Annotated in this window: 9 protein-coding genes; 3 read left to right on the forward strand and 6 right to left on the reverse strand. The window is 71.0% G+C overall.

Annotated features, from left to right (window positions below):
* Positions 1-40: 40 nt before the first annotated feature.
* On the reverse strand, positions 41-1,606 hold the full coding sequence (locus tag ACFYNL_RS27015) for a sodium:solute symporter family protein (protein ID WP_388807592.1): 1,566 nt from the start codon (positions 1,604-1,606) through the stop codon (positions 41-43).
* Positions 1,607-1,780: 174 nt separating this feature from the next.
* Positions 1,781-2,566 (reverse strand): SDR family oxidoreductase, encoded by a 786-nt coding sequence (locus tag ACFYNL_RS27020; RefSeq protein ID WP_388807593.1) that lies wholly within the window; start codon positions 2,564-2,566, stop codon positions 1,781-1,783.
* Positions 2,567-2,670: 104 nt separating this feature from the next.
* On the opposite strand from ACFYNL_RS27020, the gene ACFYNL_RS27025 reads away from it, so the two are divergent.
* Entirely contained in the window at positions 2,671-3,510 is an 840-nt protein-coding gene (locus ACFYNL_RS27025) for a hypothetical protein (RefSeq protein WP_388807595.1), read from the forward strand.
* 145 nt (positions 3,511-3,655) lie between these two features.
* Here the strand turns inward: ACFYNL_RS27025 and ACFYNL_RS27030 are convergent, their stop codons facing one another.
* The 3 genes from ACFYNL_RS27030 to ACFYNL_RS27040 all read right to left on the reverse strand — a co-directional run bounded on the left by ACFYNL_RS27030 (position 3,656) and on the right by ACFYNL_RS27040 (position 6,188).
* Entirely contained in the window at positions 3,656-3,847 is a 192-nt protein-coding gene (locus ACFYNL_RS27030) for a DUF397 domain-containing protein (protein WP_388807597.1), read from the reverse strand.
* Between the two features lie 259 nt (positions 3,848-4,106).
* The gene (locus ACFYNL_RS27035) at positions 4,107-4,964 is read right to left on the reverse strand and encodes a helix-turn-helix domain-containing protein (RefSeq protein WP_388807599.1); all 858 of its coding nucleotides are present in this window, start codon (positions 4,962-4,964) and stop codon (positions 4,107-4,109) included.
* Between the two features lie 468 nt (positions 4,965-5,432).
* Entirely contained in the window at positions 5,433-6,188 is a 756-nt protein-coding gene (locus ACFYNL_RS27040) for a GPP34 family phosphoprotein (protein ID WP_388807600.1), read from the reverse strand.
* A 251-nt stretch (positions 6,189-6,439) separates the two neighbouring features.
* On the opposite strand from ACFYNL_RS27040, the gene ACFYNL_RS27045 reads away from it, so the two are divergent.
* Positions 6,440-9,343, forward strand: coding sequence for a D-alanyl-D-alanine carboxypeptidase (locus tag ACFYNL_RS27045; RefSeq protein ID WP_388807602.1), 2,904 nt, complete (start codon positions 6,440-6,442; stop codon positions 9,341-9,343).
* Positions 9,344-9,553: 210 nt separating this feature from the next.
* Positions 9,554-11,422, forward strand: a complete 1,869-nt coding sequence (locus ACFYNL_RS27050; protein WP_388807603.1) for an MFS transporter — start codon at positions 9,554-9,556, stop codon at positions 11,420-11,422.
* Positions 11,423-11,480: 58 nt separating this feature from the next.
* Here the strand turns inward: ACFYNL_RS27050 and ACFYNL_RS27055 are convergent, their stop codons facing one another.
* Positions 11,481-12,332, reverse strand: a complete 852-nt coding sequence (locus ACFYNL_RS27055) for a MerR family transcriptional regulator (RefSeq protein WP_388807604.1) — start codon at positions 12,330-12,332, stop codon at positions 11,481-11,483.
* Positions 12,333-12,391: the final 59 nt, after the last annotated feature.

A 12,391-nucleotide genomic window follows, 5' to 3' on the forward strand; every position in this document is an offset into this window, starting at 1 on the left:
CGCGCGACGGCCGCCCTCCGCCTCGTTTCGCCGTCGTACCTCAGTCCTTGACGCGCACCACGTCGTCCACCGGGCCCGCCGGCGCCGGTACCGCGGCCGCCGCGCCGTCATCCCCGTCCGTGTTGATGCGCTCGACGATCGCGAGCCGCTCCGGGGTGTCCTCCGGCTTGACGTAGCCGATGAGGACGTAGAGGACCAGCGAGACCGCCAGCGGGATGGAGACCTGGTACTGCAGCGGCACCCCGCCCTCGACGTTCCAGTGGATCGGGTAGTTGACCAGCCAGAAGGCGAGCAGGCCCATCGACCAGCTGGTGAGCGCGGCCGTCGGACCGGAGCGGCGGAACGGCCGCAGCAGGCCCAGCATCATCGGAATGGCCATCGGGCCCATCAGACCGGCGACCCACTTGATCACGACCGTGATGATGTCCTTGAAGGTGGGCGAGTTGACCTGGGTGGCGGCCGCCATGGACAGGCCGAGGAAGACGACGGTCGCGATCCGGGCGACCCGCAGACCCTGCCCCTCCGTCCACGTCCGCGCCCGGCGCCAGATCACCGGCGCGCAGTCCCGGGTGAACACGGCGGCGATGGCGTTGGCGTCGGAGGAGCACATGGCCATGGTGTGCGAGAAGAAGCCGACGATGACGAGTCCCAGCAGGCCGTGCGGCAGCAGCTGCTCGGTCATCAGGGCGTAGGAGTCGGAGCCGTCACCCTTCTCGGACGTCACCAGCAGCGGCGACATCCACATGGGGAAGAACAGCACCAGCGGCCAGACCAGCCACAGGATCGCCGACAGCCGGGCCGAGCGCTCGGCCTCGTACGGGGTGGCCGTGGCCATGTAGCGCTGGGCCTGGTTGAGCATGCCGCCGTTGTACTCGAAGAGCTTGATGAAGAGGAAGGCGAGCAGGAAGACCGTGCCGTACGGCCCGACCAGCGGCTCCTCGTGGCCCTGGAGCTCCGGCCGGTCCCAGACGCCGAAGAAGCCGCCGTAGTCGTCGAGTCTGACGAACACGGCGACGAACATCGCGACACCGGCGAGCAGTTGGATGACGAACTGGCCGAGTTCGGTCAGCGCGTCCGCCCAGAGTCCGCCGATGGTGCAGTAGATCGCCGTGATGCCACCGGTGATGAGGATGCCCTGGTTCAGCGAGACACCGGTGAACACCGACAGCAGGGTCGCGATCGCCGCCCACTTGGCGCCCACGTCGACGATCTTCAGCAGCATGCCGGACCAGGCCAGCGCCTGCTGGGTCTTCAGGTCGTAACGGCTCTTCAGGTACTCCAGCGGGGAGGCCACGTGCAGACGTGAGCGGAGCCTGTTGATGCGCGGCGCGAACAGCTTCGACCCGATGGCGATGCCGAGCGCGATGGGAAAGGACCAGGTGACGAAGGACGTGACGCCGTAGGTGTAGGCGATGCCCGCGTACCCGGTGAACATCACCGCGCTGTAGCCGGACATGTGGTGGGAGATGCCGGACAGCCACCACGGCATCCTGCCGCCCGCGGTGAAGAAGTCGCTGACGTTGTCCACCCGCTTGTGCGACCAGACGCCGATCGCCACCATCACGCCGAAATAGCCGATGAGCACGGCCCAGTCGAGACTGTTCATGTGACCCCTTCCAGGGTTCCGCCCTGTGAACGGCTCGCCCATGGTGGGTGGGGTGGCGCGGGCACGACAAGCGCATGTAGGGTCAACACAAGGTAAAAAAGTTCTGAGTGGTGACCTCTGTTCATCTACATGAACGCCCCGAGGGGTGTGATGCAGAGGGCGATCGGGGTGCGGTCAGCGCATCAGCTCCCCCGCGTTCACCAGGAGCGACTGTCCGGTGATCGCCCGCGCCCGGTCGGAGGCGAGGAAGACGGCGGCGTCGGCCACATCCGCGTCCGTGGCCAGTTCCGGCAGGGCCATGCGATCGGTCAGGCGGGCCAGCACGTCGGGCTCCGGGACGCCTTCGGTCCGCGCCGCGAACCGCACGTACGCCTGGACCGGCGGGCCCCACATCCAGCCCGGCAGGACGGTGTTCACCCGGATGCGGTGCGGTCCGAGTTCCCGGGCCAGGGAGTACATGGCGCTGGTGAGGGCGCCCTTGGAGGCGGCGTAGGCGGCCTGGCGCACCTGCGAGGGGGCGGCCACGGCCGACTGGGTGCCGATGAACACCACCGAACCGCCGCGCTCCTTGAGGGCCGGCAGGCAGGCGCGGGTCATCCGCAGCGAGCCCAGCAGGTTGACGTCGATCACCGACTGCCAGGTGGTGAAGTCGGCGTCCTCCAGGCCGCCGAAGTAGGAGTCCAGGGCGGCGACATGGACGACCCCGTCGATCCCCCCGAACCGCTCCCGGGCCAGCGCGGCGAGCGCACCGCACTGCAGCTCGTCGGTGACGTCGGTCGCCCGGTACGCCGTGTGCGCCCCGTCGGGATCGATCTCGGCGGCGCTCTTCGCCAGGTTCGCCTCCGTGCGCGCCCCGAGCACCGCGTTGCCGCCGTCCCGTACGACCGCCGCCGCCACCTGGTGACCGAGCCCGGCGCCGACTCCCGAGACGACGACGGTCTTGCCGTCGAGCAGTGACATCGGTCCTCCATGGGTCGTCCCGGTCCGCCACCGACTCTGGCGGATTATCTGACGGAGCGTCAGAGTATGGGCGTCCGAGGGAGGAAGGAAGGGAAGGGAACGGCATGAGCGAGGACACCCGCAGCGAGGTGTACGCCGAACTGGCCGCCGTCGGCCCCTACGGCGTCCACCCCGGCCACGCCCTGATCACCATGGTCGAACCGCACCCCGGCCACGAGTACGCCTACAACCGCTGGTACGAGGACGACCACTACTACGCCGGCGCCATGGCGATGCCCTGGATGTACGCCGGCCGCCGCTGGGTCGCCACCCGGGAGCTGCAACTCCTGCGCTACCCCGAGAAGTCGGCGATCGCCCAGCCGGTCACCGCCGGCTGCTACCTCTCCACGTACTGGATCACCGCCGGTCGCTACGACGACCACATGCGCTGGACGGTCGCCATCAACAAGCGCCTCAACCGCGACGCCCGCGTCCACCACAACCGCACCCACGTCTTCACCGCGTTCCAGGACCACGAGGCGACGGTGTACCGCGACGGCGCGGCGGGCCCCCGCGACTTCCACGCCCTCGACCACCCCTACGCGGGCCTGGTCGTCCAGGTCGTCGACGCCGAGGCGCCCGAGCGGCGGGCCGAGTTGCTGGAGTGGCTGCGCACCCGCCATCTCCCGAGGCGCCTGGCCGGTTCCCCGGCCGCCCTGGTGACGGTCTTCCGCCCCACCCCGCTCCCGCTCGACCGCATGTCCTACGTCAAGCAGGTCGAGGGCGTCGACACCCGCCTGACCCTCCTGTGGTTCCTGGAGGCGGACCCGAGGCGGTGCTGGCAGGAGCGCTTCACCGGCCTGGACACCGCGGTGGAGGAGACGGGACTGGGCCGGGTGGAACTGGTCGCGCCGTTCATCCCGACGGTGCCGGGGACGGACCGGTACGTGGCCGAGCTGCGCTGAGACGGGGAGGCGTCGATCGGCGACCGGACACGGCCGAGCCCCCTCGGCAAGGACGGCGGGCTGGTCGAGAGGGCTCTTCCTGTACTGCTTGTGCAGTTGTCGATCGTGAGGTCGGTCGAGGGGTGAGGATCAGACAGATCGCCCCTTACGCCTTGACCGACGCCACGAAGGTGTTCCACGCCTGTGCGGGGAACGCCAGGACCGGGCCCTCGGGCACCTTGGAGTCCCGTACCGCCATCGCCGCCGTGATCGGCGACTTGACCTCGACGCACGCGCCGTTCCCGGTGGAGTACGAGGACTTGGTCCACGTGTCCGTGGCACCCTGACGAATTGCCATGTCTGCTCCGAATTGCCAGATGTTGAGTTGCTGTCACCGCCCCGCGCGGTCCGTGACGGAAACCCGCGGAGCGATTCACGCCAACGTTGTTGCTGGGTGGCGTGATCGACGCTACTCGCCAACATCGGCCGACGAAGCGACTATTCACTCGGCCGGGTGGCATATTCCAATGGAGTCTTCCATCCCGGCCAGGGGACGGTGTACCGTACGGCGCTTCTCCGGGCGGGACGCTCGGAGCGCCGTCGCCCGGCGTCCGTCGTCAGCGCGCGTACTCCTTGGCGATGTCCGCGATGAACTGGCGCGACTGGTCCACGTTCAGCGCCTGCGCCCGCAAGTGCTCGTACATCACGCTGTACTTCTGGACGTCGTTCGCCTTCTCCAGGTACAGGTCGCTGGTGACGCCCTCGATGTAGACGACGCTGGAGTCGGCCGCGTCCGGGAACTCCAGGATCGCGTACTGCCCGTTGAGGCCCGGATGGGCGCCCATGTCGAAGGGGATCACCTGGACGGTGACATGGGGCAGCTGGGACTGTTCGACGAGCTGTTCCAGCTGGTCGCGCATGAGGGAGCGGTTGCCGACGACCCGGCGCAGGGCGGCCTCGTCGAGGACGGTCCACAGCCGCAGCGGGTTCTCCTCGGTGGAGATTCGTTCCTGTCGGCGCATCCGCACCTGGACCCGCTTCTCGATCTCGGTGGACGCCGTCTCCGGCAACGCGCCCGCGATCAGGGCCTCGGCGTACTGCTTCGTCTGCAACAGCCCCGGAACGACCTGGGGGTCGTACACCCGCAGGCTCGCGGCGTCCGTCTCCAGCCCGATGTAGACGCTGTAGGGGATGTCGCCGAACGAGTGCCACCAGCCCTGCTGCCGCGAGTCCTTGGCCATCTGCATCAGCGAGTCCACGATCCGGTGGTCCTCCACCTCGTAGACCCCGCACAGGTCCCGGACGTCGCGCTGGCTGATACTGCGCCGCCCGTTCTCCAGCCGGCTGATCTTCGACTGCGACACCAGCAGCCGCTCGGCCACCTCCTCGGCCGTCATGCCCTTGAGCTCGCGGAGCCGGCGCAGCTCCTGGCCCAGCCGGCGTCGCCTGACGGTGGGATTGACATTGGACGCCACGGGACGCGCACCTCCGGCTGCCTGCCTTGTGATTGCCACTTTGCGTATCTGCTGCTGAGCAGACTGCCACCAAGGTGCTTACTACCGCTGGGAAACGGTGGATATGCGCTGGATACGCGCCAGTTCGGGGCCGTCCGGGGCACATGCGGCCGCGCGGGGCGACGGGACCTCGGAGCACGTCCGAGCACACGGACGTACGGTCCCGTCGCCCCGCGCGGACCAGCGGCTCCCGTACCGGGTCTCGGGGGACTGCGGTGTGGCGCCGGGTGCGTATGGCGCATGCGGTGCTGTGGAGCATGTGGTGCTGTGGAGCATGTACTGCCAGTGGACCAAGTGGTGACTGTGGACCAGGTGTTACCAGGTGCATGTGATGCGGGCGTGCAGTACCCGCGGGCTTGCGGTCCGGAACGGTGGTACGTGATCGAGCGCGCGCCGCCGCCCCGCGTGGTGCGGGCCGCCGACCGCTGCTCAGTGAGCCACGACGCGCGCCATGGCTCCGCGGCGCGGCTGCACCGGAACGCCGCGAGCGGGTTCCGCCGTCGCCCTGCCACCGGGAGCGGCCTGACGGCCGGCCGGGGCCGGGCTGCGGCGCGGCTGGGCCGCCGCGCCGTTCTGGACGTCCATCACGGCGTGCGCGACGAGACCGCCCATGGGGTCGTGCCTGATCAGGTCCCGCAGCCGGGAGCGGGACGACCGTCCCTCGTTCCCCGGGTACAGGTGCTTGCCGAGGCCGACCGCGTGTGCCAGGGCGGCGAGCGCCGCGGTCCGCGGGTCCGGCGGTACGCCGGTGCGGATCGCTGAGTCCAGCCGGGCCCTGATCTCCCGGCTGATCTCGTTGTCCGTCGCCTGGTAACGAGTCGTCGGCAACACCCCGCACATCTGACCGGCGACGGCATGCACCATGCCGCACCGCTCCAGATGCGAGAGGTAGGTCTGGCGCAGCCCCAGCCGGGGCCCGCCGATCCAGTGGACGGCCCGTACCGGAGCGCCACGCCTTCGCAGCAACTCCAACGCGCAGTCCAGTGTCGGATCTCCAGTCGGCCGTGGTACCACCACGGCGATACGATCCCCGTCTGGGGCTATCCGTCCTGCCAGCGCCAGCTCCACTAGCTGTGCTCCGGCCAGGCCGAGGTCGAGCGACTGCGGCTGTGCGGTGGTACCCGTGGCCGGGTCCAACGCCAGCAGCAGAAGCTCCTCCGGAAGTGTTCTGCGGCTCCTGCCCATCCATGCCTCCCCGCGTGGATGAATGACAGGGTGACCCCTCTCACATTGGTCTGTCGAGGGTGCGTGACCGCTTCGTGAGGGAACCGGTAGGTATGTCGTTCTCGTCTACCGCATGAGTCGAGGGTCGCGCACAGGACACTGGTACATGGTTCGGACAGCGGCACGGGGGCCGTACGGGCACGGGTCCGGGCGGTGGCTCAGGGTTCGACAACCGCACGCGGTGCGTGCGGCGGCACATGGAGGAGGCATCGGTGGCGGGCGAGTCCCCCGACAGGTCGAAGCAGCGCGAGTCGTCGGCAGAACCGACGTCGGGGAGCGGGGGTACGGTTCCGGACCCCGCTTCCGCACCGAGCGCCGAGACCCCCACGGAACGCCGGGACCCCCGCCTGGCGATGTCCCGCGAGACCCCCGCGCCACGCGTCGCCGTGGACACGGCGACGAAGGTGCTGTCCCGGGCCGACCTGGAAGCGGCGAGGCGGAAGGACGGGGCGCCGGCGACGGGAGCCGCGGGCGCGGAGGATGCCGGCGCCGGGAACGCGGGTGCCGACACCCCGGAGGCCGAGGGCCCCGGGGCCCGGGAAGCCGATGCCGAGGATGCCGGTGGAACGGCTGCTGAGGTCGAAAGTGCCGCCGCCGGGGACGCCGAGGTGACGGATGCCGGTGAGGTGGCCGCCGACGGCGGGGACACCGTGGGTGAGCCGGTGGCCAGGGCCGAGGCTGCGGATGCCGGGGACGCTGCGGGCGGCGAGGCCGCGGATGCCGAGGCCGGGAGCACCGCGGACGGTGACGCCGACGCGACCGAGGCCGAGGAGACGCGGGAGGCCCGGGGGCGGGACTCCGAGGACCGGGACGACCGGCCTGCCGGGGCGGGTGACGACCGGCTGAGGGCCGCTGTGGCGGCCTGGGTCGCCTCGGCGGACGCCGACGACGCCGTGGGCGCCGAGGCCGGCGACGCGCGCGACGCCGCAGCGGACCCGGAGAAGGCCGAGGGCGACGACTCCACTGCCGGGGAACGGCAGGTCGCGGCTTCCGGGACCACTCCGGGGGCCGGGTCCCCCGACCCGGCCGCATCCGAAGCGGACCGACCCACCGCGGCCTCGGACACCGACAAGTCCCATGGCCCCGCCGCTGCCGGTACCGGTGAACCTGCCGCCGCCTCGGACACCGACGAGACCTCCACGGCCGCCGAGCCCGCCGACGCGGTCGAGGACGACGCGGCGACCTCCGCCCCGGTGCGTGACGCGGAGCCCACCGACAGCCCCGTACCCGCCGACCGGGAGGACCCCCGCCGCGGGGCCTCCGTGCGTGACGCGGAGCCCGCCGACGCCACGCCGGCCCACGCGGAGCCCGCCGATGCCGCGCCGGCCCACGCGGAGCCCGCCGATGCCGCGCCCACCGGCGCGGAACCCGCCGACGCGGCTGGAGCCGTCGATCGGGAGGACCCCCGCCGCGGGGCCTCCGTGCGTGACGCGGAGGCGTCCGGGGGTGAGGGTGCCGGGCAGCGGGCTTCCACCGCCGACGCGGAGGCCGCCGACCGCCCCGCCGACGGTGAGGGCCCCCGAGACGGGCGGCCCGCCTCCGGTGACGAAAGCCGCGGCGGCAAGAGGGGCGTCGATCAGCCGACCGCTGTCTTCAAGGCCGTACGGCCGACACCTGAGAAGCCCCCGGTGGACCAGCCCACCACCATGCTGAAGGCCCCCCGGCCCGAGGCCCCTTCCGAGCGCACCAGCAAGTTCGTCGCGCTCAAGCCGGACATGCCGTCGGCCGAGCCGCGGACGGACGCCCCGAAGAGCCCCGCCCCGAAGAGCCCCGCGCCCGACGTCACCGCCGCCGTCCCCCAGGTCGGCCCCGAGCGGACCACCCAGCAGCCCCTGCCGCCCAAGCCGCCGCTGGACCTGCTGGCCGAGCTGACGAACACGCCGCCGCCCCCGGAGACCCCCGTCCGGACGCTCGTCCGGCGCATCAAGATCTGGACCCCCCTGGTCCTGCTCCTCGTGATCGTCTTTGCGATCGCGCAGGCCGTTCGCCCCCTGCCCACGCCCACGCTCGCCCTGACCGCCGAGGAGTCGTACGCCTTCGACGGCGACAAGGTGTCCCTCCCGTGGCCCGGTGAGGGCCAGGGCTGGATGGACGTCAACGGCATCGGCACGATGAGCCACTTCGGCAAGCAGACCCCCGTCGCCATCGGGTCCGTCGCCAAGGCGATGACCGCGTACATCGTCCTCAGGGACCACCCGATGAAGCCGGGCGAGGACGGCAAGAAGATCAAGGTCGACGCCCTCGCCGAGAAGGAGGGCGGCTACGACAAGGACGGCGAGTCCACCCTCAACACCGTCAAGGAGGGCGACACCCTCACCCAGCACGACGCGATCGCGGCCATCATGATTCCGTCCGCGAACAACATCGCCCGCCTGCTGGCCCGCTGGGACGCCGGTTCCGAGAAGGCGTTCATCCAGAAGATGAACGACACCGCCAAGGAACTCGGCATGAAGAACACGACGTACACCGACGCCTCCGGCCTGAAGGAGACCACCGTCTCCACCGCCGAGGACCAGGTGAAACTCGGCAACGAGATCGTCAAGATCCCGGCGCTGACGGAGATCACGCGCATGGGGCAGTGGATCGATCCGTCCGGGAAGAAGTGGTACAACTACAACTATCTCGTCCCCTACAACGGGGCCATCGGCATCAAGACGGGCACGACCACCGCGGCCGGCGGCAACCTCCTCTTCGCCGCCCGCAAGGAGATCGACGGCGAGACCGTCACCCTCGTCGGTGCCGTCCTCGGCCAGCACAAGGCGCCGATCATCCAGACCGTCAACGACGTCAGCAAGACGGCGATGTTCGCCGCCCAGGACGAGCTCACCTCGGCGAAGATCCTGAAGAAGGGCGACGTCGTCGGATACGTGGACGACGGACTCGGCGGCCGCACCCCCGTCGTCCTCACCCAGGACGTCACCGCCGTCGGCTGGTCCGGCTACCGGGTGAAGCTGTCCTTCGACGCCGACGACGTGCCGCACACCGCGAAGGCCGGCACCAAGGTCGGCACGCTCACCGTCGGTGACGGCACGAGCGGCGCGGTCAAGGCGCCGGTGGCCCTCCAGAGCGACCTGACGGAACCCGGTTTCACCGCCAAGGTGACCCGCCTCGGCTGACCTGCCCAGGCCGGCCCTCGGGCAGTCGAACGGCGTTCAGCACGCACCCCGCCGAGGGAGCCGCCCGGCGGGGTGCGTGCTAGCGTCACGAAACGGTCAGGTCGTCGCTCACGGGGCACGGCCGCAGACCCCTTCGACAGGGCCGGCAGCACCGGGGGAACGGGACGCGGCCAGAACAGAAGACGGGACAGTACGGGGAGTGCCTCAAAGGTGGCCACTGCGGAGCCGACACGCGCCGACGACGCCGATCCCGGACCGGGAGCCGGTCCGCGAATACGCGTACCCGCGCCGCGCCAGGGAGACCACGAACGGCGTCCGGAGGACGGACCGCCGTCGCGGCTGACCGCCGCCGTGCTCGCCCTGCGTGAGCGTCTGCTGCGTCATCCGGTGCTGTCGATGACGGCCCTCGCCGGACTTCTGCACGTCATCTGGTTCTTCACGTTCGCAAGCAGCGGCGGCGACCTCGCGGCCCAGGACGCCTGGGCCGAGTTCGTCGGCCGGCACCCGGACTCGGCGTACAACCTCGCCTGGTACGGCGGCATGCACCCGGTGTCGTACAGCGTGGTGTCGCCGTATCTGATGTCGGTGCTCGGCGTCCGTACGACGATGATGATCGCCGGAACCCTCTCCGCGGGCCTGCTGACGCTGATCCTGCTGCGCAGCCGGGCCGTGCGGAACCCGCTGTGGGCGGCGCTCGCCGGGATCCTCGGGCTGACCTGCAACGCGATCTCCGGGCGCGTCACCTTCGGGCTCGGCACGATGTTCGCGCTGGGCGCCGTCGCCGTCGTGTTCTGCTGGCCGCACCGCTGGCGCTACAAGCGGTGGGCCAAGGCGCTGTGCGCGGCCCCGCTCGCCGCGCTCGCCACCATGGCGTCACCGGTCGCGGGACTCTTCGTCGGCTTCGTGGCGGTGGCCCTGTTCCTGCAGAAGCGTCGGCCGGGCGCCTGGGCGCTGGGCCTCGCGCCGACCGCGGTCGTGGCCGTGTCCGCCTGGCTGTTCCCGTTCTCCGGGACCCAGCCGATGGTGTTCGGCTCGATGCTGCTGCCGCTGCTGATCTCGGTGGCGGTCTACCTGCTCGTCCCCGAGGAGTGGAAGACGGTCCGTCTGGTCTCCGCGGTCTACGGGCTCGCGGTCGTCCTGGTCTGGGTCGTCAGCTCGCAGATCGGCTCCAACATCACGCGCCTGGCGATGCTCTTCGGCGGGATGGCCCTGGTCGCCGCGCTGCCCTTCGCGGTGCCCCGCTCACGCAAGTGGTACGCGGGCGTGCTGGCCCTGCTCACCTTCACCGGCTGGATCGGCTACAAGACGGTCGACGACATCATCCACTCCGCACCGGAGGCGGCCTGGGCGCGCCAGCTGGCGCCCCTGGTCAACGAGCTGCAGGAGGTCGGTGCCGAGAAGGGCCGGGTCGAGGTGGTCCCGGCCCGCTCCCACCGCGAGGCCGCCGCCCTCGCGCCGTACGTCAACCTGGCCCGGGGCTGGAACCGGCAGGCCGACATGGGGCGCAACCCGCTGTTCTACGACGGCACCCTCAACTCCGCGAACTACCGCGAGTGGCTCAAGCGCTGGGCCGTGCACTTCGTGGTCCTGCCCAAGGACGAACCGGACCCCACGGGAGCACAGCGCGAGCGGCAGCTGCTGCAGCGCGGACTGCCCTACCTCAAGCAGGTGTGGGGCGACGCCAACTGGCAGCTGTTCGAGGTGATCGACCCGGCGCCGCTCGCCGAGCCGAACGCCGTCGTCGAGCGGGCCGAGCAGGGCGAGATGACGATCCGGGTGAGCAAGCCGGGCCGCGTCCTCGTCCGCGTCCCCTACTCGCCGTGGCTGAGCATCGTCGACGCCGAGGGCAAGAAGCTGGACGCGCCGACGGAGACGACGGCGTCGCAGAACCGCCCCGACACCGAGCCCCAGTCGTACGACAACGTCCACGGCTGTCTGATGGAGACGGCTCAGGACGTGCTCGGCGACCAGTGGACGACGCTGGTGGCCCCGAAGGCGGGGACGTACCGCCTGGCGGCGCCGTACGACGTGCCGCGCGGGACGCCCTGCCCCGAGGAGTGGTGGCCGCAGCAGCAGTGACGCGGGGGCGCCGCCGCAAAAGCCCGCGGCGGCGCCCCCGGAGCACTGCCCCGTCACCTCACCTGACCGGGAACGCCACGTCGCACACCGGGTCCTCGGCCCCCGCCGCGTCCCAGTCGGCGAAGTACACCTCGCGGCACGGGCCCGCCTGCCACAGCCCCTGCTTCGGGATCCACTCCTCCACCGCCTCGAAGGCGGACAGGATCTGCGGGTGGGCGACCTGTGCCTTGGTGATCCGGGTGTAGGCGAGCCGGTGGGCCGGTTCCACGCGCACCTTCGACTCCCAGGCGCGGCCTTCCCTGTCGACCCAGGCCCGTGCCGCCGCCTCGTCGGCCACCGGGAGGCACGCCTCGGCCGGTCCGTCGCTCTCCATCGACACATCGGAGTGGTAGACGACGAACGGCGCGCCCGTGATGCCACCGCACTCCTCGGCCGCCTTCTCCAGGCGCCCCAGCGACGCGCCGATCCACGCCGGCAGCTCACCCACCAGCACATGCCGGGTCTCGGTGATCAGCACCTGCTCGGGCACCTCCACCGTCTCGACCACGAACTTCCCGTACATCTCGGAGCTCCTCCCCGACAGTCGTCCACGGAGGTACTCGGCGAGTGTCCGCTGCCCCGCCATCCGCGCCTCGACGTCCGCCCAGTAGGCGGTGAGCCGCCCGGCCGCCGAGGCACCGTCCGGGGCCTCGACGATCTCGGCGACGCGCGCGAGCGGCATGTCCAGTTGCCGCAGAAGCGCCACGAGACGGGCCCGCTCGATCTGGTCGGCCCGGTAGTAGCGGTAGCCGCTGACATCGTCGACGTGCGCGGGGGCCAGCAGCCCCAGACGGTCGTACAGCCGCAGGGCCTTCGCCGACAGCCTGGACCGCGCGGCGAACGCGCCGATGGTGAGCAGTTCGTCGTTCACGGCCTCATCCTCCGTCGCCGGGGGGCCTTTCCCGCCCGGCGACGACGACGCTCGGCCCT

Origin of the sequence: Streptomyces sp. NPDC007808, assembly GCF_042868655.1 — a bacterium.
In the GTDB taxonomy this organism is placed as follows: Bacteria; Actinomycetota; Actinomycetes; order Streptomycetales; family Streptomycetaceae; genus Streptomyces.

Excerpts from the sequence above, each read along its gene's own strand:
- ACFYNL_RS27015 (WP_388807592.1), bottom strand. The coding sequence starts at position 1,606 with ATGAACAGTCTCGACTGGGCCGTGCTCATCGGCTATTTCGGCGTGATG.
- ACFYNL_RS27020 (WP_388807593.1), bottom strand. The coding sequence starts at position 2,566 with ATGTCACTGCTCGACGGCAAGACCGTCGTCGTCTCGGGAGTCGGCGCC.
- ACFYNL_RS27025 (WP_388807595.1), top strand. The coding sequence starts at position 2,671 with ATGAGCGAGGACACCCGCAGCGAGGTGTACGCCGAACTGGCCGCCGTC.
- ACFYNL_RS27030 (WP_388807597.1), bottom strand. The coding sequence starts at position 3,847 with ATGGCAATTCGTCAGGGTGCCACGGACACGTGGACCAAGTCCTCGTAC.
- ACFYNL_RS27040 (WP_388807600.1), bottom strand. The coding sequence starts at position 6,188 with ATGGGCAGGAGCCGCAGAACACTTCCGGAGGAGCTTCTGCTGCTGGCG.